19 protein-coding genes are annotated in these 18,780 nt (G+C 58.5%); 5 read left to right on the top strand and 14 right to left on the bottom strand.

Features of this window, described 5'->3' with window-relative positions; genetic code table 11:
• Positions 1-8 precede the first annotated feature (8 nt).
• From L463_RS00855 to L463_RS00805, 11 genes are all read right to left on the bottom strand, one after another.
• Complete coding sequence (locus L463_RS00855; protein ID WP_015571822.1) at positions 9-803, bottom strand: SDR family oxidoreductase; 795 nt, start codon at positions 801-803, stop codon at positions 9-11.
• A complete protein-coding gene (locus tag L463_RS00850; RefSeq protein WP_032103877.1) occupies positions 787-1,557 on the bottom strand; it encodes an alpha/beta fold hydrolase in 771 nt (256 codons plus the stop codon). The genes L463_RS00855 and L463_RS00850 overlap by 17 nt, the downstream gene beginning before the upstream one ends.
• A gap of 9 nt (positions 1,558-1,566) precedes the next feature.
• Complete coding sequence (locus tag L463_RS00845; RefSeq protein ID WP_015571824.1) at positions 1,567-2,097, bottom strand: cupin domain-containing protein; 531 nt, start codon at positions 2,095-2,097, stop codon at positions 1,567-1,569.
• 10 nt (positions 2,098-2,107) lie between these two features.
• The gene (locus L463_RS00840; RefSeq protein WP_015571825.1) at positions 2,108-3,364 is read right to left on the bottom strand and encodes an MFS transporter; all 1,257 of its coding nucleotides are present in this window, start codon (positions 3,362-3,364) and stop codon (positions 2,108-2,110) included.
• Between the two features lie 25 nt (positions 3,365-3,389).
• Positions 3,390-4,577 carry an NAD(P)/FAD-dependent oxidoreductase gene (locus tag L463_RS00835; protein ID WP_023295406.1) on the bottom strand — a complete coding sequence of 396 codons (1,188 nt, stop codon included), beginning with the start codon at positions 4,575-4,577 and terminating at the stop codon, positions 3,390-3,392.
• A complete protein-coding gene (locus tag L463_RS00830) occupies positions 4,574-5,500 on the bottom strand; it encodes a VOC family protein (protein WP_015571827.1) in 927 nt (308 codons plus the stop codon). The genes L463_RS00835 and L463_RS00830 overlap by 4 nt, the downstream gene beginning before the upstream one ends.
• A gap of 78 nt (positions 5,501-5,578) precedes the next feature.
• On the bottom strand, positions 5,579-6,367 hold the full coding sequence (locus L463_RS00825; protein WP_032103879.1) for an IclR family transcriptional regulator: 789 nt from the start codon (positions 6,365-6,367) through the stop codon (positions 5,579-5,581).
• Positions 6,368-6,379: 12 nt separating this feature from the next.
• Entirely contained in the window at positions 6,380-7,129 is a 750-nt protein-coding gene (locus L463_RS00820; protein ID WP_017382918.1) for an SDR family oxidoreductase, read from the bottom strand.
• Positions 7,129-8,151, bottom strand: a complete 1,023-nt coding sequence (locus L463_RS00815; RefSeq protein ID WP_017692695.1) for an aromatic ring-hydroxylating oxygenase subunit alpha — start codon at positions 8,149-8,151, stop codon at positions 7,129-7,131. The genes L463_RS00820 and L463_RS00815 overlap by 1 nt, the downstream gene beginning before the upstream one ends.
• Before the next feature lie 10 nt (positions 8,152-8,161).
• The gene (locus tag L463_RS00810) at positions 8,162-8,470 is read right to left on the bottom strand and encodes a recombinase-like helix-turn-helix domain-containing protein (RefSeq protein ID WP_017382919.1); all 309 of its coding nucleotides are present in this window, start codon (positions 8,468-8,470) and stop codon (positions 8,162-8,164) included.
• Positions 8,467-8,790, bottom strand: a complete 324-nt coding sequence (locus L463_RS00805; RefSeq protein ID WP_003860044.1) for a Rieske (2Fe-2S) protein — start codon at positions 8,788-8,790, stop codon at positions 8,467-8,469. The genes L463_RS00810 and L463_RS00805 overlap by 4 nt, the downstream gene beginning before the upstream one ends.
• Before the next feature lie 415 nt (positions 8,791-9,205).
• Between L463_RS00805 and L463_RS00800 the strand changes: the two genes are divergently transcribed.
• The gene (locus L463_RS00800; RefSeq protein ID WP_023295408.1) at positions 9,206-10,417 is read left to right on the top strand and encodes an MFS transporter; all 1,212 of its coding nucleotides are present in this window, start codon (positions 9,206-9,208) and stop codon (positions 10,415-10,417) included.
• Between the two features lie 3 nt (positions 10,418-10,420).
• Here L463_RS00800 and speB read toward each other — a convergent pair whose 3' ends face one another.
• The 3 genes from speB to yqgB all read right to left on the bottom strand — a co-directional run bounded on the left by speB (position 10,421) and on the right by yqgB (position 13,744).
• Positions 10,421-11,341: an agmatinase gene (speB, locus tag L463_RS00795; protein ID WP_017382921.1), complete on the bottom strand. Its 921-nt coding sequence runs from the start codon at positions 11,339-11,341 to the stop codon at positions 10,421-10,423.
• Between the two features lie 286 nt (positions 11,342-11,627).
• On the bottom strand, positions 11,628-13,604 hold the full coding sequence (speA, locus tag L463_RS00790) for a biosynthetic arginine decarboxylase (protein ID WP_017382922.1): 1,977 nt from the start codon (positions 13,602-13,604) through the stop codon (positions 11,628-11,630).
• An 8-nt stretch (positions 13,605-13,612) separates the two neighbouring features.
• On the bottom strand, positions 13,613-13,744 hold the full coding sequence (gene yqgB, locus L463_RS23875) for an acid stress response protein YqgB (RefSeq protein ID WP_057979949.1): 132 nt from the start codon (positions 13,742-13,744) through the stop codon (positions 13,613-13,615).
• A gap of 660 nt (positions 13,745-14,404) precedes the next feature.
• Between yqgB and metK the strand changes: the two genes are divergently transcribed.
• The 4 genes from metK (at position 14,405) to endA (ending at position 18,731) form a co-directional block, all read left to right on the top strand.
• Positions 14,405-15,559 carry a methionine adenosyltransferase gene (gene metK / locus L463_RS00785; protein ID WP_003860037.1) on the top strand — a complete coding sequence of 385 codons (1,155 nt, stop codon included), beginning with the start codon at positions 14,405-14,407 and terminating at the stop codon, positions 15,557-15,559.
• A 416-nt stretch (positions 15,560-15,975) separates the two neighbouring features.
• Positions 15,976-17,373: a galactose/proton symporter gene (gene galP / locus L463_RS00780; protein ID WP_015571832.1), complete on the top strand. Its 1,398-nt coding sequence runs from the start codon at positions 15,976-15,978 to the stop codon at positions 17,371-17,373.
• A gap of 58 nt (positions 17,374-17,431) precedes the next feature.
• On the top strand, positions 17,432-17,929 hold the full coding sequence (locus L463_RS00775; protein WP_015571833.1) for a SprT family zinc-dependent metalloprotease: 498 nt from the start codon (positions 17,432-17,434) through the stop codon (positions 17,927-17,929).
• A 94-nt stretch (positions 17,930-18,023) separates the two neighbouring features.
• Positions 18,024-18,731, top strand: a complete 708-nt coding sequence (endA, locus tag L463_RS00770; RefSeq protein WP_003860034.1) for a deoxyribonuclease I — start codon at positions 18,024-18,026, stop codon at positions 18,729-18,731.
• Positions 18,732-18,780 lie beyond the last annotated feature (49 nt).

The raw sequence follows: 18,780 nt of genomic DNA on the forward strand, positions 1-18,780 counted from the left end.
ATGTGTCCTTACAAATGGCGGCAGAAGCCGCCGGAAACGTCCAGCGCCGCGCCGGTGGTAAACGAGGCCAGCGGCGAAGCGAGGAACAGCAGCGCCTGCGCGGGCTCCTGCGGCTTGCCGAGGCGCGCCATCGGAATGCCGCGCTTGCGCGCGATATCCGCCGTCCACTCCGGCCAGCTCTGGCTTTTGTCCGCCCGGTTTTCAAAGCGGCGCTGCCACTGGCCGGATTCCACCATGCCGAGCAGAATGGAATTGACGCGAATACCTTTGCCCACCAGCTCTTTCGACAGCGTCAGCGTCATGTTCAGCAGCGCGGCACGAGCGGCAGAGGTGGCGATCATGTGCTCCTCCGGCTGTAGCGCCAGCAGGGAGTTGACGCAGGTAACAGAGGCAATGTCGGACTGCTCCAGCAGAGGCTGAAACGCCTGCACCGGGTTAATCACCCCGAACAGTTTGAGTTCGGCTTCGTGCAGCCACGCCTCGCGCGGGGTGTCATGGAAGTGCGCCACGTAGCCCTGCCCGGCGTTGTTGATCAGCATATCCGCCGCGCCAAAACGCGCCTGCACCGCATCCGCGAAGGCCTGAACTTCGTCGGCGTTCAGCACGTCGCAGCGGTAAGCGAAAATCTCCCCGTGGGGAAATTCGTTTTGCAGCGTCGCATGGGCGCTGGCGAGCCGATCCGGGTCACGGCCGCAGAAGGCGACTTTCGCCCCTTCACCCAGCAGCAGGCGCAGCGTTTCAAAGCCAATGCCGGAAGAACCGCCGGTAACGACCGCTACGCGCCCGTCAATTTGTGCATTCATCGCGCACCTCTTCGTTAATGCGTAAAAGCTGTTGGTTGAAAAACGCGTCGTTATCGAGATAGCTGGCGTGCCCGGCCTGCGGAATGGCGATAAACGGCATGCCGTAGCGCAGCGCCAGACCCTGAACCAGTTCCGGCTGGGTGATGGCATCCTGCTCGCCGCACCAGACTTCAAACGTGCCGGAGTAGCGTTTAAGCCAGCCGTGGATATCGTCATGCGCCAGCATCCACGCGGCGGCAAGGTAGCCTTCCGGGCGCAGCGCCCGCATGCCCGCCGCGACGGTGGCGATATCTTCCGCGCGCGCGCCGGGGCGCAGCAGCTTCGCGGCGCGGGTCTGGGCGAGGATGTCGCCCCCCAGCGCCATCTGCTGCTCGCGGTTGCGCCAGACCTGCTCCCGCTGCTCCGGCGCGGCATTGCCGTACCCCTGCGCGGCGTCGGCCAGCACCAGATGAATGACGCGATCCGGGAACTTTGCCGCAAAGGCGCTGGCCACCAGCGCCCCCAGGGAATGGCCGACCAGCACTGCCTGCCAGACACCGGCGCGATCCAGCATCGCCGCCAGCGCGTCGGCGTAATCCCCCGCGTCTGCCCGCGCTACGGCCAGCATCGGGCTTTCGCCGTAACCGGGCATGTCCCACGCCAGCACGCGAAAACCGTTCAGCGCCATCTGCTTGTGCCAGGAAGCGGCGCCGGAGCTGATCCCGTGCAGCAGCATCAGCGGAATGCCGCTTCCCTGTTCACGAAAACCCGTCATGGTGCCCCCTTAGTTCCGCTTCACTTTTGAAAGCGGATGGTCGGACGGATAGGTCGGGATTTCCGGCTTGTTGGTCCCCAGCATCACGCACATCAGCGCTTCTTCTTCGCCGTGGTTAAACAGGCCGCGATAGATGCCCGGCGGAACGGAGATCAGGTCACGCTCACGCAGCACGGTTTCTGTGTAGTTGTCGCCGTCCTGGATCATCAGCGTGATCTGCCCCTTGAGCATGAAGAACACCTCTTCCACGTCGTCGTGCAGGTGCAGCGGTCCTTCGCACTTCGACGGCAGCACCATGGTGGAGAAGGTAAAATGGTCCGCCTGCACGGTGTTGGTGTCGTTCGCGACGCCCGTTGCGCCGGTGCCGATGTAGCGCATCTGCGCCCGGCGGTATTTCGGGTCAAAATCGGCCTGGAACTTCAGCGCGTTCCAGTCGTATTTACGGCCTTCGAAGCGCGCGATGCGCGACTCGACCCACTCTTCCATCGTCAGATGGTCAGGTTTGATGCCTGTTGTGTTGGTTACGGTTGAATCAGTCATGACACTCTCCTCAGTAACGTCTCAGCAGCGGCAGTAACAGGACGCAGCCCACCGCCGCCATCACCGCCAGAAAAATCAGCCCGGAATCCATGCTGTGGGTGAAGGCGATAAGCGCGCCCATCACCGCCGGCGACAGCGCGCCCGCAAAGTTTCCCAGCCCGTTGAAGATACCGCCCGCCGTGGCGCTCACCCGGGGATGGGTGGCCTTCGCCAGCAGGGCGAAAATGTTGGGTGCGCCGGTGCCCCACATAAAGGTGCTGAAGCTCATCGCCGCGATGACGGCCAGCGGGGTATCAAGGTGCATCACCGCCGCCAGCCCGACGGCCGCCCCCGCCATGGAGATAAAGCATGCCGCCGCGCGCTTATCGACCCTGTCCGAGAGCCACGCGCCAATCACTTCCCCTGCCAGCATGGCGATGAACGGCATCGACGACAGCCAGCCCGCGTGCTCCAGATGAATGCCTTTGCCTTTGATCAGGTAGCCCGGCAGCCAGCCGTTGATGCCCCACAGATAGGTCAGGAAAGCGATGTTAAAGATGCAGATGATCCAGAAGTGCGGGCTGACGAACAGCTCACGCCGCGCCGCGCGCCGCTCGTCCCGGGACGCCTGCGAGGTGCCGGGTTTTGCCTCCAGGCGGATCCCGCGCAGACCAATGCGCACAAAGATAAGCACCGGCACGGTAAGCATAGCCATCACAAAGAAAGTGCTCTGCCAGCCAAAGGTGTTCAGCAGCCAGAGGGAGAGCGGGAAACCAATCGCCGCGCCCACCGGGGTACCCAGCAGCCACAGCATGGTGGCGCGTGCCTGTAAATGCTGCGGGAAGTTGTGACGTACGATGGCAAAGGCCAGCGGGAACAGCGGTCCTTCCGCCACGCCCAGCAGAATACGCAGGACGATCATCAGCGTGTAGTTATGGGTAAAGCCCATCGCCACCATCAGCACGCACCACACCGCCATCATCCCGGTGAGCAGGCGCAGCGGCGCGATTTTGTCGCCTAAACCGCTTAAAAACACCGATGAGAAGCCATAGCTCAGCAGGAAAGCGCTCATCAAAATGCCGAGACGCGTGGTGTCGAAATCAATGCCCATCGCCTGCTGGAAATGGGTATCCGAAAAGAGCGCCGCGATGCTGATTTTGTCGAAAAACGCCAGCAGCACGCAGGCCAGCAGCGACAGCGGGATGGCCCAGCGCACCGCTTTTTCGGGCGTGCGGGTCCCCTCACCGCTCGCCTCAACCGGTGCGGTGTTAGTCTCGAGTGTGGTCATCTCTCCCCCTACGGGTGCGGGTTAGCTATCGCAGTGACATCAGTGAAAAGGTCGGGTCGGCGAGCGGCACGTCGGACAGATCCCGCCCCGCCGCCATCCAGCGCTTCGCCAGCTTGACGGTACGCGCATCGTCGAACGCCACCAGCTGCGTCAGCCTCCCGTTGTCGTCCAGCGAGAAGTACAGCGTCTCTTCACGCACTACCGTTCTGCTGCCTGGCTGCGGAATGCCGAGGATCTGAATGTTGTGCTGGTATTGATCCGACCACAGCCACGGCGCGTCGTCGTAGCCTGGCGCATCGGGGTTGAGCATCGCTTTCGCCGTCGCCGCAGCCTGATTCTGGGCGAAGGCCCAGGACTGGATGCACAGCCCGTAGTGATGGTGCTGGGCGACATCTCCTGCGGCAAAGATGAACGGATCCGACGTGCGTCCCTGGGCATCCACCACGATCCCGCGCCCGGTTTTCAGCCCCGCATCGCGCGCCAGCTCCAGATTGAGATCGACGCCGATCCCAACCACGACCGCATCAAAGGTTTCACGCTGGCCGTCGCAGTGGATAACCGGCAGGCCGTTATCGTCCTCCAGCTCCAGCGCGCCGCAGCCGGTACGGATATCCACGCCCTGCTCGCGGTGAAGGGCCTCTAAGCGCTGCGACACCTCGCCGCTCACCGAGCGCATGCACAGCGCGGGCTGCTGCTCGAACAGGGTGACCGCCACGCCGCTTTTGCGCGCGGACGCGGCAATTTCCAGGCCGATCCAGCCGCCGCCGACAATCGCCAGGGTTTGGCTTTCCGCCAGCCGCCCTTTCAGACGCTGCGCGTCCTGCCAGTGGCGCAGGGTGTAGACCTGCGGATGGCTGGCCCACGCCTGCGAAGGCAGGCGCGCCCGACCGCCGGTAGCGATTAAAAGGATGTTGTAACTAAGATGCTCGCCATTGCTAAGAACAACTTTTTTCTCATCGCGATCGACAGATTCAGCGCGCAGCGGCCGGTACCAGGCCAGGTTCAGCGCCTGCTGCACCTCGTCGCTAAACAGCCTTGGGAGCGCCGCGTCCGGCTCCAGCAAAGACGCTTTTGACAGCGGCGGGCGCTCGTAGAAATCCCACTCTTCTTCCGCTACCACGCAAATCTCGCCGTCGAAACCCTCATCGCGCAGGGTTTTCGCCGCCCAGCCGCCCGCCTGACCGCCGCCGATAATGACAATGCGCGATGTCATACCGCCTCCGGCTTTTTCTGCTGGCGGCGTGTGTCATGGTCAATCCCGCCTTCCACCGCCCACTCGGTAAAGGAGACCAGGGAATGCTCCAGCTCACGCGGCTGCCAGTTTTCCGTCAGGTAATCATCGTTGGTGTAATACTCAAACGCCCCGCCGGTCGGGCTGTTGACGTACCAGAAGTACGCCGACGACACCGGATGACGGCCCGGCCCGATAAAGGTGCTCCAGTCATGTTTATTCATCGCGATACCGCCGCCGATCACCTCGTGGATGTCGCGCACGGTGAAGGCCACGTGGTTGAGGCCGCGCTTGCGGTTCGGCAGTTGCAGCAGGAACAGGTTGTGATGGCCGCCGCGCACGCCGCAGCGCAGGAACACGGCGCGGTTGATATAGCGGTCCGAGACCTGGAAGCCGAGCACCTCGCGGTAGAATTTCTCCACTGCCGCCAGCTCTTCCACGAAGAACACCACATGCCCCACGTTGATCGGCTGGGCGCGATCGTAAACCGGGCTGGGGGTGTCGATACGGCGGGCATCGCCCCACTGGTTAATCGGCTCGACGTTCAGTTCCACGTCAGTTTGCTGGGTCACCTGCACGCGCAGCGTCATGCCGTTCGGGTCCAGGCACTCCAGCGCGTCGCCCACTTCACGAAAACCTGGCTGTTGCGCCAGCTTCGGGCGCAGCGCATCCAGATCTGACTGGCTGGCAACCGCCCAGGTCATGCGGCGCAGGGTGTTACCCGCTTCAAACGCGGGCGGCAGGTCGGGGCTGTCGATCGGGTTAAGCTCCACGCGCGCGCCGCTCAGGGTGGTGAAACGCTGGCCGCTGGCATCGCCCGTCAGGCCAAAATCACGCATAAATTTGGCGCAGTGCGTCAGGTCTTCCACACCAAATTCCAGCTTTTCAATTCCGGTTACACTCATCGTTCGTTGCCTCATCTGGCCCAGATTGGGCGTAAAACATGCCCGACGCAGTCAAGCGCCTGACGTTAACTCACTGATTTAACTGGCCTGTGACAAATACCCTAAGAAGCCAGAAATTTTATCCGCCGCGAGGCGAACCTCGTTTTGCAGGCGCTCGCGGTCGCTCTGCGGGATCTCCTCCGACGGCACCAGAATGCTGACCACCGCCGCCACGCGGCCGCTTCGGTCATACACCGGGTAGACGATGGAGGAGATGCCGTGGCGGAAGAAGGATTCGCCGATGACATACCCGCAGGCTTTGTCCTGCTGCACCATCTGCCACAGGGCTTCACGGTCGTAAAGCTGCCCCGGCGTGTTGCCCGGCAGACGCTCATGCGGGAACAGCTGTTCGAAATCAGCGCGGGAAATATCGGTCAACAGCATGCGGCCGAGCGAGGTGCAGTGCACCGGCAGGCGGGTACCAATGCTGACCTGGTTGATGCGCGACCCGGCGGCGCTGACGCGGGCGATGTAGATAATGTCGCGCCCGTCGCGGATCGCCAGATGGCTGCTGCACTGGCTCACGTCGCGCAATTGCTCGATCACCGGCTGGCCGACCTGCGCCACGTCCAGCGAGGCGATGTACTCAAAGCCAAGACGCAGCACGTTCATGCCCAGCGAAAAGGTATTGGTGCGCGTGTTGCGCTCCAGAAATCCCATGTACTCCAGCGTCTGGACCACGCGATAGGCGGTAGCCTTCGGCATATCCACCAGCCGGTGCAGTTCGGCAAAGGTCAGATCGCGATGCTGCTCGCCAAAGGCCAACAGCAGCTGTAAACCGCGCTCCAGCCCCGGCACCAGATACTTCACTTCCTGATCGTTTGCCATCATCGCCCTACCTTAGTTAAAGACAAAACCGCCGTTGACCGGGATCAGCTGTCCGGTGATAAACCTCGACAGATCGCTTAACAGCCAGACCACGCTGCCGGTGACATCTTCCGGCTGCTGCGCGCCGGTTAACGCGCGTCCGTTTTCGTAGAGCTGATGCCGTTCGGCGGGGACATATTCCGTCGCCTCGACGCGGGTTAGCCCCGGTGCGATGGCGTTGATCCGGATACGTTTTTCCCCCAGTTCGCGCGCCATTGAACGGGTCATGGCAATCACGGCCCCCTTGCTGGCGACGTAGGCCATCAGGCGCGGCGCGCCCCACAGCGCGGTGTCGGACGCGACGTTCACAATGCCTGCCCCTTCGCGCAGCAGCGGCACGGCGGCGCGCGTCACCAGCCAGGTGCCTTTGACATTGACGCTCATCACCCGATCCCAGAGATCCGGATCGTAATCAAGCATGTTTTTGCCGCCCACGCCCGTTGCCATCGCCGCGTTGTTGACCAGGCCGTCAATCTGCCCTTGCTCGCCAATGGCGCTGAACACCTGGTCGATAGAGTGCTGATCGGCCAGATCGATAACGTGCGATTCGATCGCATAGCCCTGCTCGCGCAGCCGGTGGGCACTCTCGGCCAGCTCGCCTTTGAGGATGTCGCACATCACCACCGCCGCGCCCTGCTCCGCGCAGGCCTGGGCAAAGTGGTAGCCCAGCCCGCGCGCGGCGCCGGTCACCACGATGCGCTTGCCGCTTAGCAGCCCATTCATCAGGCGGCTCCCTGCTGTGCTTCACGCATCGCCAGCTGCTCTTTGGCGGCCTTTTGCATCATGCGGCGCAGGCGCGAGAGGCCAACGTCGTGCTGATACAGGTATTCATGATCGCGCGCGTTTGGCGCCAGGCTTTCCAGCACCACACGGTCCTGCTCCAGCACTTCCCAGTGCAGTTTTTCCAGACGGTTGCGGTACATGAAGCGCCACATATCGCGCTGCCAGCCCTGCACGCGGCGGATGCGCCAGAAGAAGACGCGGCAGTTGTCGTTATCTTCCGGCACCACCATGCCGACGATAAAGAAGTGGCCGCCCGGTCCGAAGCGCTTCTTGTAAGGAATAGAGAGGCGCATCCAGCAGGTGCCGCTGTTGCCCAGCTCCACCCAGTCAAAATTGACGCCGCTCTGCCCTTTCTTCTCGAAAATAAAACCGGTTTTGGTCGGCTGGAGCACCATGTCGGCCTTGCGATCCCCTTCCGCCATCGAGTGCGACGAGGAGTGCAGATAGGTGCCGTGCATCGGGTCCATCACGTTTTCCAGCGCGTACTGGTAATTGCATTTCCACGCGGCGGTGCAGAGGAAGTTGCTGAAGTTTTCCGTGTCGGCGAGTTCATCCGGGAAGGTCAGTTCGTCCGGCTGCTGGTCCGCGGTGACGCCAAACCAGAGGAAGATGGCGCCGTGCGCCTCCTGCACGTTATAGCTGCGCACGCACTGCTGGCCGACCAGCGGGCATTTGTCCACGGCGGGCACGTCTTTCACCTCGCCGTTGCCCGCCACCTCAACGCCGTGATACCAGCAGGCAATGCGGTCCCCGAGGTTCCAGCCCATCGACAGGCGCGCACCGCGATGCGGACAGCGGTCCTCCAGCGCCTGAACCTGGCCATCTTTATTGCGCCAGACCACAATCTGCTCGCCCAGGCGGGTGATGCCCACCGGCGCAGACTGCACTTCCCAGCTCGCCAGCACCGGATACCAGAGGCCGCGCAGGCCTTTATCCAGATAATGTTGTACGGTCGTCGTCATCGCGTTGCCCTCAGTAGCCGTTAACCTGTAAGAATGCCTGGAAGCTGGCGTCGCTCCACGGCTCGCCCTGCTGGTCGTGCATACGCACCGCGTTCAGCCCGCTTACCAGCTCCGGCAAAGTTTCAACGCCCTGCTCGAAGAGATCTTCCAGCGTCGCAATCAGCTTCACTTCCCAGCTTTCCGGCTCGCGGCTGCGGGTCTGCCAGATCAGGTTGGTGTAATCACCCGGCTTATGAATGGCGCCATTACCGCCCTCTGCCGGCGGGGTAAACTGGCGGCTTTCCGGCAGCGCCGGGTTGTAGTTCAGCGTGTCGCTCATGCCACGGTCTCCTCAACGAAGGTAATCTGAATCTGGTTTTCAAAAACCCGAACCGGGTAACGATTGAGGTTGCGACCACCGGGGCCGTGCAGACACTGGCCGGTTTTGACGTCGAACACCGCCTCGTGCAGCGGGCATTCCACCTTGCCGTCTTCCACGAAGCCCTGACTCAGCAGGGCATAGGCGTGCGGGCATACGTCCTCCAGCGCGTAATATTCACCGTCGATCAGGTAAACGCCGATCTCTTTACCGTCGACGTTGCCGCTAAAAGGGAAATCTTCCTGTACTTGCTCTGCGTCACATACGCCTATCCAGCTCATCACGATCCTCCAGGCTTTTGTTTCATATATGAAACTCTGTTTCTTATTTAATACGGTCAATATAAAAGCGATGAATGTTTCGTCAAGCGACAATGTGACGAATTTGTTAATCGATCGGCAATTAATTAACTAAGTGTGCAAGGGATCACGAAAAAATGCAGCGATATGAAATTTTCATTATTGCAGCGTGAGAAATACGTTTTTTTAATGGTCTCTTATTTTCAATAAAAGATATTGACTTCTTTTCTTTTTACTCTCTAAAAATAAATGAACGTCACCTCTTTCGCGTTTCACCTGTGAAACGAATTTTTAATTTATCTTTAATAAACAAAGAGTTTCACAGGTGAATCATTTTAGCCCCGTGACAATCACATTGATGAAAAATATAAGTTACAAAAAACGTAAGGCGGACATGATGACGGCAAGATGGCAAGGCACGATTGCGCTTTTATTACTCATTATTATTTCCTACGTCGATCGGGTAAATATCTCGGTAATGATTTTAAACCCGGAATTTGCCGAACATTTTCAGTTAAATGAAAACAGAATGTTACAGGGCCTGCTCATGACCTGCTTTCTTCTGGGTTATGGATTTTCCGCTTTATTATTAACGCCGGTTATTGAAAGCAAACTTCATTATCGGCAGGGATTATTAAGCAGCATTGCGATTTGGGCCGCGGTCTGCGCGGCTTCACCTTTGCTCGGCTCGCTGACGGGAATGCTCTTCGCCCGCGTGATTCTGGGGATCGCGGAGGGACCGCTTTTTTCACTGAAAACGCGCTTTATCAGCGATAACTTTAGCGCGCAAGAGATCGGCAAACCCAACGCCGTGACCGCGCTGGGCGTCTCGCTCGGGCTGGCCGTGGGCTTTCCGCTGGTGACCTGGCTGATGTCGCATCTGGGCTGGGCCGGATCGTTTTATGCACTGGCGGCAATCAACCTTCTCCTCGGCGGCGGCTTAATCTGGCGTTTTCTGCCCGCGCCGCGCAAGCTCCCGACCGCGAAAAAGCCGGGGTTTGTTCACACCTTCACGTTGGCCTGGCAGACGCCGCTGCTGGGCTGGATCATGGTGGTTGAAATCGCCACCCTGAGCTATCTCTGGGGGAGCAGCGCCTGGTTACCCGCGTGGCTGCGTGACGAGCACCACTTCTCGCTGCATGCCACGGGCTGGCTTGCGGCGATCCCCTTCCTGCTCAGTCTGGGGTCAAAGTTTCTGGGTGGCGTGCTGCTCGATAAAATGCGTCCGGAACAGGCACCGGTACTGTTTGTGGTGGGCGGTACGTTGACGGCACTCTCCGTGATCGCACTGATGCTCAGCCATCAGCCCGCATGGCTGGCGCTCTTTATGCTGTCTGCCAACGTGTTCTGGGGGCTTCAGGGAGCGGCTATTCCTGCGGTAATCCAGCATCACGCCGCCCGGGACGCCGTGGGCAGCGCTTACGGCATAATCAATGGGATCGGCAATATCTGCGCGGCGTTTATTCCGCTGCTGATGGGGATGGTGATGAGATCGGTGGGGTCGGTCAGTTCAGGCTTTTCGGTGCTGGTCGTCTCGCAGGTTGTCACCCTGCTTGCCGGGGGAATGTTGCTGCTGCGCATGCGGCGCGCAGCAGCAATCAGCGCGTAAGGCTTATTCGCCTTTTTTCGCCGCCTGGATGTAGAGCATTTCCAGCGCCAGGGTCGCCGCGGCCAGCGCGGTGATCTCGGACTGGTCATAGGCCGGAGCCACTTCCACCACGTCCATCCCGACGATGTTCAGATCCTTCAGGCCGCGCACCAGCTTGATGGCGCGGTCTGATGTCAGGCCGCCGATCACCGGCGTACCGGTACCCGGTGCGAATGCCGGATCCAGGCAGTCGATATCGAAGGTCAGATAGACAGGCATGTCGCCGACGATCTGCTTAACCTGAGCCAGAATATCGTCCACGCCGCGATCGTTCACCTGGCCCGCGTCGAGTACGGTGAAGCCGTTGTCTTTGTCGAACTCGGTGCGGATGCCGATCTGCACGGAGTGGTTTGGATCGATCAGGCCTTCTTTCGGCGCGGTATAGAACATGGTGCCGTGGTCGAATTCACAGCCGTTCGCGTAGGTGTCGGTGTGCGCATCGAAGTGCACCAGCGCCATTTTGCCGAAGTGCTTCGCGTGGGCGCGCAGCAGCGGCAGGGTCACGAAGTGGTCACCGCCGAAGGAGAGCATGCGTTTACCGGCCGCCAGCAGCTTCTCGGCGTGCGCCTGCAATTTTTCGCTCATCTCACGCGCGTCGCCGAAGGCGTACACCAGATCGCCGCAGTCCACCACGTTCAGGCGCTCGCGCATGTCGAAGTTCCACGGGAAGCGGTTGTGCTCCCAGGCCAGGTTGGTGGAAACCTGACGGATCGCCGCCGGGCCATGACGTCCCCCCGCGCGACCGGACGTTGCCATGTCGAACGGTACGCCGGTGATCACCCAGTCCGCATCGCTGTCGTACGGCTGGAAGTTCATCGGAAGGCGTAAAAAACCAAACGCGTTAGATACCAGAGAGTTATCGTACTGATGACCTAAAGTGCTCATGTCCTGACCTCTTATAAAGTCGATACATTAAAAACAGATGAAAAAAAATCCCCTCCGCGTCGTTAAACCCGACGAGGAAGGGATTGATTCGTAAATCGCATATTGGGGCGAATTATCGCCGTTAATTCATACGGGTTCAAGTGAGTATAGCATTCTGCCGGATGGCGGCTTCGCCTTCTCCGGCGTACATTCGTAGGCCCGGTAAGCGCAGCGCCACCGGGCATCGGCGGCACAGCGGCCTGATGCCCTCACCCCGCCCCTCTCCCACAGGGAGAGGGGGGTTTTCTTACTCGTCTTCCAGATACGTATACCCGTACAGACCCGCTTCAAACTCTTCCAGGAACTGCTGCTGCAAGGCATCGTCCAGACCGGTGTTTTTCACCTGATCGCGGAACTGGGTGAGCAGTTTTTTCGGATCCAGTTGAACGTATTCGAGCATGTCCGCCACGGTGTCCCCTTCGTCGGACAGCTCAACCTCCACGCTGCCGTCAGGGAAGACAAACACGTCAACCGCTTCGGTATCACCGAACAGGTTGTGCATGTTGCCGAGGATCTCCTGATACGCCCCCACCATAAAGAAGCCCAGCATTGGCGGGTTCTCCGGATCGTACTCCGGCATTGGCATCGTCGTTGCGATACCGTCGCCATCGACGTAGTGGTCAATTGCGCCGTCGGAGTCACAGGTGATGTCCAGCAGCACGGCGCGGCGTTCCGGGGCGTGGTTCAGCCCTTCCAGCGGCAGAACCGGGAACAGCTGGTCGATACCCCAGGCATCCGGCATCGACTGGAACAGGGAGAAGTTGACGTACATTTTGTCCGCCATACGCTCCTGCAACTCGTCGATAATTGGACGGTGCGCGCGGTTGCTCGGATCGAGCTGTTTCTGCACTTCGTGGCACATATTCAGATAGAGCTGCTCCGCCCACGCGCGCTCTTGCAGGCTGAAGGTGCCTGACGAGTAGCCGACGTGAATATCGTGCAGGTCCATCTGGCTGTCGTGCAGCCATTCGCGCAGGGAACGACGCGTGCCCGGCTCGTGCATCTCCTGCCAGGTTTCCCACATGCTTTGCAGGGAACGTGGAGCATCGTCTGCCGGAGGCGTGGCTTCGGTGATTTCGCTACGCTCAACGCCGATGATGTTAGAGACCAGCACCGTATGGTGTGCAGTGACCGCGCGGCCGGATTCGGTGATTACCGTCGGGTGCGGCAGGCCGTGCTCTTCGCAGGCATCGCCAATCGCCCAGATGATGTTGTTGGCATATTCGTTCAGGCCATAGTTTACCGAGCAGTCAGACTGCGAGCGGGTCCCTTCGTAGTCCACGCCCAGGCCGCCGCCCACGTCAAAGCACTGAATATTCACGCCGAGCTTATGCAGCTCAACGTAGAAACGCGCGGATTCACGCACACCAGTGGCGATGTCGCGAATATTGGCCATCTGCGAGCCGAGGTGGAAGTGCAGCAACTGAATGCTGTCCAGACGACCGCGCTCGCGCAGAATTTCCACCAGCTGAAGCACCTGGTTCGCCGCGAGGCCAAACTTGGATTTTTCACCGCCGGAAGACTGCCATTTACCGGAACCCTGCGACGCCAGTCGCGCACGCACGCCAAGGCGTGGGATCACGTTCAGACGCTCGGCCTCTTCCAGCACGATCGCGATTTCGGTCATCTTCTCGATCACCAGATAGACCTTGTGGCCCATCTTCTCGCCAATCAGCGCCAGACGAATGTATTCGCGGTCTTTATAGCCGTTACAGACGATCACCGACCGGGTCATGCCCGCGTGCGCCAGAACCGCCATCAGCTCCGCTTTAGAGCCTGCTTCCAGGCCCAGCGGCTCGCCGGAGTGGATCAGGGACTCAATCACGCGACGGTGCTGATTGACCTTGATCGGGTAAACGAGGAAATAGTCGCCGTTATAACCATACGATTCCCGCGCGCGTTTGAACGCGGCATTAATAGAACGCAGGCGATGTTGCAGGATCTGCGGGAAGCAGAACAGTGCAGGCAAGCGCTGACCCTGCGCTTCACGGGTTTTCACCAGTTTAGCGAGATCCACGCGCGCTTCCGGGACGTCCGGATCCGGGCAGACACTGATGTGGCCCAGCTCGTTAACGTCGTAGTAGTTATTGCCCCACCAGGCAATATTGTAAGTGCGCAGCATCTTGCTGGCTTCCTGGGAGCTCATCGCAACCTCCTGCATAGAACGTAGTACACCCTGTTCGCCTGCTGACGAAGGCGAAAGCGAAGACATGTCGTCAGACATAGCGAACCTCAACTCTTTGTATTAAGTGTAAAACAGTTGACTACTATCGCAGCGTTATACGGCGATAACAACCCATTAACGGCTCCATTTCCCAGCAGAGTATGCTGAAATCCAGACCGTGCGACCGGTTTCTTATTCATATCATTGTAAAACACGTATCCGAACTCTGTATGACAAGGTTCGGCGAAACCACGAGAAAACTCCTGTATTAACAAGAGCGCCCTTGTTCAGTTTTCACAAAGCGTGACCGGCTCTGGAATCCTGAGAAGCACCGAGATGGGTATAACATCGGCAGGTGTTTAGACCAGAAGTGCGGGTGGGAATCAAATGCGCGCCAGAACGGCTGCGCTGAATGAGCGGAAAACGATGGTTCATTATCTCGTATCACCTCCACGGCCGCCTCTGCTGAAACGGACCACAAGCCAAAGCTAAAAGTTCACTGCTTAACCCGGCTGGAAGTGGCGACACGATGTGTTCATCGAGCGCTTATTTTATATGAGCCGCGCGCCGCGTTTTATACCGAGAAGGTCGCTAAAAAGCAAAACAAAAATGCGCATGTTGCCAGCGTCGTCAGGAAAAATTTCCAGCAGCGTTTTCAACACAGTGAGAGGTGAGTCAAAAAAAACTGGAAATCAGGTGAAGAAGTGACCTAAAATAGACGTCCAGATGTTAATCCATCCATACCGATTAACACTCAGACTGCCAGTGTCAAAATCCTGTAGGCCTTGGTAGAATTATCTCCTATGGCTATTCCACACAGCAGCTTGAGCTAACCAAATTCCTCTTAGGTGAAATAAAACATGGCAAAACACCTGTTTACGTCCGAGTCCGTATCAGAAGGACATCCTGATAAAATTGCTGACCAAATCTCCGATGCGGTGCTGGATGCGATCCTCGCGCAGGATCCAAAGGCGCGCGTAGCGTGTGAAACCTATGTCAAAACCGGCATGGTTCTGGTTGGCGGTGAGATCACCACCAGCGCATGGGTTGATATCGAAGAGATCACCCGTAACACGGTGCGTGAGATTGGCTATGTACATTCTGATATGGGCTTTGATGCCAACTCCTGCGCCGTACTGAGCGCGATTGGCAAACAGTCTCCGGATATCAACCAGGGCGTTGACCGTGCCGATCCGCTGGAACAGGGCGCGGGTGACCAGGGCCTGATGTTCGGCTACGCAACCAACGAAACCGACGTGCTGATGCCAGCGCCGGTAACCTACGCCCATCGTCTGGTGCAGCGTCAGGCTGAAGTGCGTAAAAACGGCACCCTGCCGTGGCTGCGTCCGGATGCGAAAAGCCAGGTGACCTTCCAGTATGACGACGGGAAAATCGTCGGTATCGATGCAGTGGTTCTTTCCACGCAGCATGCGGAAGAGATTGACCAGAAATCCCTGCAAGAAGCGGTGATGGAAGAGATCATCAAGCCGGTTCTGCCAACTGAATGGCTGAGCTCTGCGACCAAATTCTTCATCAACCCAACCGGACGCTTTGTTATCGGCGGCCCAATGGGTGACTGCGGTCTGACCGGTCGTAAAATCATCGTAGATACCTACGGCGGCATGGCACGTCACGGCGGCGGCGCATTCTCCGGTAAAGATCCGTCTAAAGTTGACCGTTCTGCGGCGTACGCTGCACGTTATGTGGCGAAAAACATCGTTGCTGCCGGTCTGGCTGACCGCTGTGAGATCCAGGTTTCCTACGCCATCGGCGTGGCTGAGCCAACCTCCATCATGGTGGAAACCTTCGGTACTGAAAAAGTGCCTTCTGAACAGCTGACCCTGCTGGTGCGTGAGTTCTTCGACCTGCGTCCATACGGTCTGATTCAGATGCTGGATCTGCTGCACCCAATCTACCAGGAAACCGCAGCGTACGGTCACTTTGGCCGCGAACATTTCCCATGGGAAAAAACCGACAAAGCCGCCCTGCTGCGTGATGCTGCCGGTCTGAAGTAATCGACTGCCAGTAGCTTAAACAGGCCAGCCGTTGTGCTGGCCTTTTTTATGTCGGGTGGCGGCTATGCCTTACCCGACTAACGAGTAGTGAGTTTTTGTAGGCCGGGTAAGGCGCAGCCGCCACCCGGCAATGTTTGGAACCGTTTACACCTCACTCTCTATACCCCGCTTTCAGAATATTCTCTTTGCATGATCGCATTTCTTCTGCTGTTACATTCCCTTTCAGTTAAGTCTGAAATTTGTGCAAACGCGATGCACATCAATTAATTTACCTCTATATTTTCAAAGCTTTAATTATTTTTACGGTTACAAGCCAGTGTAACCGATTACACCGTTGTGATTTGACTCACATATTTTTATGAGCCGCTCACCTACTCTTAATATCGTAAAAACTGATAACCCAACTGGAGGGCATAATGCCTGACAATAATAAACAGGGGCGTACGTCCAATAAGGCAATGACGTTCTTCGTCTGCTTCCTCGCCGCTCTGGCAGGATTACTCTTTGGCCTGGATATTGGCGTAATTGCCGGTGCATTACCTTTCATCACCGATGAGTTCCAGATTAGCGCACACACTCAGGAATGGGTGGTTAGCTCCATGATGTTCGGTGCCGCCGTCGGCGCGGTCGGCAGCGGCTGGCTCTCCTTTAAGCTCGGGCGTAAAAAAAGCCTGATGATCGGCGCGATCCTGTTCGTTGCCGGCTCACTGTTCTCTGCCGCTGCGCCTAACGTTGAAGTGCTGATCATCTCCCGCGTGCTGCTCGGTCTGGCAGTGGGCGTGGCGTCTTATACTGCCCCGCTGTACCTGTCTGAAATCGCGCCGGAAAAAATCCGCGGCAGCATGATTTCCATGTATCAGCTGATGATCACCATCGGTATTCTGGGGGCTTATCTCTCGGATACCGCATTCAGCTACAGCGGCGCATGGCGCTGGATGCTGGGCGTAATCATCATTCCTGCCATCCTGCTGCTGATTGGCGTTTTCTTCCTGCCAGACAGCCCGCGCTGGTTTGCCGCCAAACGCCGCTTCCATGATGCCGAACGCGTGCTCTTACGCCTGCGTGATACCAGCGCCGAAGCCAAAAACGAGCTGGAAGAGATCCGCGAAAGCCTGAAGGTCAAACAGTCCGGCTGGGCGCTGTTCAAAGAGAACAGCAACTTCCGCCGCGCGGTGTTCCTCGGTGTGCTGTTACAGATCATGCAACAGTTCACCGGGATGAACGTCATCATGTATTACGCGCCGAAAATCTTCGAACTGGCGGGCTACACCAACACCACCGAGCAGATGTGGGGCACCGTGATCGTCGGCCTGACCAACGTGCTGGCGACCTTTATCGCTATCGGTCTGGTGGACCGCTGGGGACGTAAGCCAACCCTGACGCTGGGCTTCCTGGTGATGGCCGTCGGGATGGGCGTGCTGGGTACCATGATGCACATGGGCATTCATTCCCCAACGGCACAGTACTTCGCCGTGGCGATGCTGCTGATGTTTATCATTGGGTTTGCGATGAGCGCCGGTCCGCTGATTTGGGTGCTGTGCTCTGAGATCCAGCCGCTGAAAGGGCGTGATTTTGGTATCACCTGTTCTACCGCAACCAACTGGATTGCCAACATGATCGTCGGCGCAACGTTCCTGACCATGCTCAATACCCTGGGTAACGCCAATACCTTCTGGGTCTACGCCGGTCTGAACCTGTTCTTTATCGTTCTCACTATCTGGCTGGTTCCTGAAACCAAACATGTTTCACTGGAACACATTGAACGTAACCTGATGAAAGGTCGTCCTCTGCGCGAAATCGGCGCACACGACTGATCCTCCTGCGGGAGGCGCCTCTTGCGCCTCCCCGCTTCCCGCTTTATGCTCTGCCCCTATGAAAGCTCCCCGTCTCCCCATCGCCATTCAGCAAGCCGTCATGCGCAGCCTGCGGGAAAAACTCGCCCAGGCCAACCTGAAGCTCGGCCGCAATTATCCTGAACCGAAGCTGGTCTATCAGCAGCGTGGTACCGCGGCAGGCACCGCCTGGCTGGAATCGTATGAGATCCGCCTGAATCCGGTGCTGATGATGGAAAACCAGCAGGCGTTTATCGACGAAGTCGTCCCGCACGAACTGGCGCACCTGCTGGTGTGGAAACACTTTGGCCGCGTCGCGCCGCACGGCAAAGAGTGGAAATGGATGATGGAGGCGGTGCTCGGGGTTCCGGCTCGCCGCACCCATCAGTTCGAGCTGGAATCGGTACGCCGCAATACCTTCCCCTACCGCTGCCAGTGTCAGCAGCACCAGCTTACCGTCCGCCGCCATAACCGCGTGGTGCGCGGCGAGGCGACCTATCGCTGCGTTAAATGCGGCGAACCGCTGGTTGCGGAATAATCAACTGAACTTTCAGGAACTTTCCTGATCTGACTGATTGCATACGGGAACAACATTCGTTACGTTGCGGGCTCGTTTTGACACGGAGTGTAAGATGTCCCGTAATGTTTCTCTCGCGGTCGCTTTTCTGGCGACAGCGCTCTCCGGCCATGCTCTGGCCGACGGTATTCACAGTTTCTCTCAGGCAAAAACCGCGGGCGTAAAGATTAACGCCGACGTACCGGGTGATTTCTACTGCGGCTGTAAAATTAACTGGCAGGGTAAGAAAGGGGTCGTGGATCTGGGATCCTGCGGCTATAAGGTGCGCAAGAACGAGAATCGCGCCAGCCGAATCGAATGGGAACACGTTGTTCCGGCCTGGCAGTTTGGCCACCAGCGCCAGTGCTGGCAGGACGGTGGACGTAAAAATTGCGCCAAAGATCCGGTCTACCGCCAGATGGAAAGCGATATGCACAACCTGCAACCCGCCGTGGGTGAGGTCAATGGCGACCGCGGAAACTTCATGTACAGCCAGTGGAACGGTGGCGAAGGCCAGTACGGTCAGTGCGCCATGAAGGTCGATTTCAAAGAGAAAGTCGCCGAACCGCCTGCCCGCGCGCGCGGCAGCATCGCCCGCACTTATTTCTATATGCGCGACCGCTACGATCTCAATCTTTCCCGCCAGCAGACGCAGCTCTTCAATGCCTGGGACAAGCTCTACCCGGTAACGGACTGGGAATGCCAGCGCGACGAACGTATCGCCAAAGTCCAGGGGAATCATAACCCTTACGTCCAGCGGGCTTGCCAGGCGCAAAAGAGCTAACCTACACTACGGCAATTCGCTTATATCGCATGACACATGGAATTTCTGA

This window comes from Enterobacter sp. BIDMC 27, assembly GCF_000534415.1.
Taxonomy (GTDB): Bacteria; Pseudomonadota; Gammaproteobacteria; order Enterobacterales; family Enterobacteriaceae; genus Enterobacter; species Enterobacter hormaechei_C.

Bases quoted from the DNA above. Each gene is read 5' to 3' on its own strand.
- speB (WP_017382921.1), bottom strand. From the start codon at position 11,341: ATGAGCACTTTAGGTCATCAGTACGATAACTCTCTGGTATCTAACGCG.
- yqgB (WP_057979949.1), bottom strand. From the start codon at position 13,744: ATGAATAAGAAACCGGTCGCACGGTCTGGATTTCAGCATACTCTGCTG.
- speA (WP_017382922.1), bottom strand. From the start codon at position 13,604: ATGTCTGACGACATGTCTTCGCTTTCGCCTTCGTCAGCAGGCGAACAG.
- L463_RS00845 (WP_015571824.1), bottom strand. From the start codon at position 2,097: ATGACTGATTCAACCGTAACCAACACAACAGGCATCAAACCTGACCAT.
- L463_RS00800 (WP_023295408.1), top strand. From the start codon at position 9,206: ATGACGGCAAGATGGCAAGGCACGATTGCGCTTTTATTACTCATTATT.
- L463_RS00810 (WP_017382919.1), bottom strand. From the start codon at position 8,470: ATGAGCGACACGCTGAACTACAACCCGGCGCTGCCGGAAAGCCGCCAG.
- L463_RS00825 (WP_032103879.1), bottom strand. From the start codon at position 6,367: ATGGCAAACGATCAGGAAGTGAAGTATCTGGTGCCGGGGCTGGAGCGC.
- L463_RS00830 (WP_015571827.1), bottom strand. From the start codon at position 5,500: ATGAGTGTAACCGGAATTGAAAAGCTGGAATTTGGTGTGGAAGACCTG.
- metK (WP_003860037.1), top strand. From the start codon at position 14,405: ATGGCAAAACACCTGTTTACGTCCGAGTCCGTATCAGAAGGACATCCT.
- L463_RS00775 (WP_015571833.1), top strand. From the start codon at position 17,432: ATGAAAGCTCCCCGTCTCCCCATCGCCATTCAGCAAGCCGTCATGCGC.
- L463_RS00840 (WP_015571825.1), bottom strand. From the start codon at position 3,364: ATGACCACACTCGAGACTAACACCGCACCGGTTGAGGCGAGCGGTGAG.
- L463_RS00855 (WP_015571822.1), bottom strand. From the start codon at position 803: ATGAATGCACAAATTGACGGGCGCGTAGCGGTCGTTACCGGCGGTTCT.
- L463_RS00820 (WP_017382918.1), bottom strand. From the start codon at position 7,129: ATGAATGGGCTGCTAAGCGGCAAGCGCATCGTGGTGACCGGCGCCGCG.
- endA (WP_003860034.1), top strand. From the start codon at position 18,024: ATGTCCCGTAATGTTTCTCTCGCGGTCGCTTTTCTGGCGACAGCGCTC.
- L463_RS00835 (WP_023295406.1), bottom strand. From the start codon at position 4,577: ATGACATCGCGCATTGTCATTATCGGCGGCGGTCAGGCGGGCGGCTGG.
- galP (WP_015571832.1), top strand. From the start codon at position 15,976: ATGCCTGACAATAATAAACAGGGGCGTACGTCCAATAAGGCAATGACG.
- L463_RS00815 (WP_017692695.1), bottom strand. From the start codon at position 8,151: ATGACGACGACCGTACAACATTATCTGGATAAAGGCCTGCGCGGCCTC.
- L463_RS00850 (WP_032103877.1), bottom strand. From the start codon at position 1,557: ATGACGGGTTTTCGTGAACAGGGAAGCGGCATTCCGCTGATGCTGCTG.
- L463_RS00805 (WP_003860044.1), bottom strand. From the start codon at position 8,790: ATGAGCTGGATAGGCGTATGTGACGCAGAGCAAGTACAGGAAGATTTC.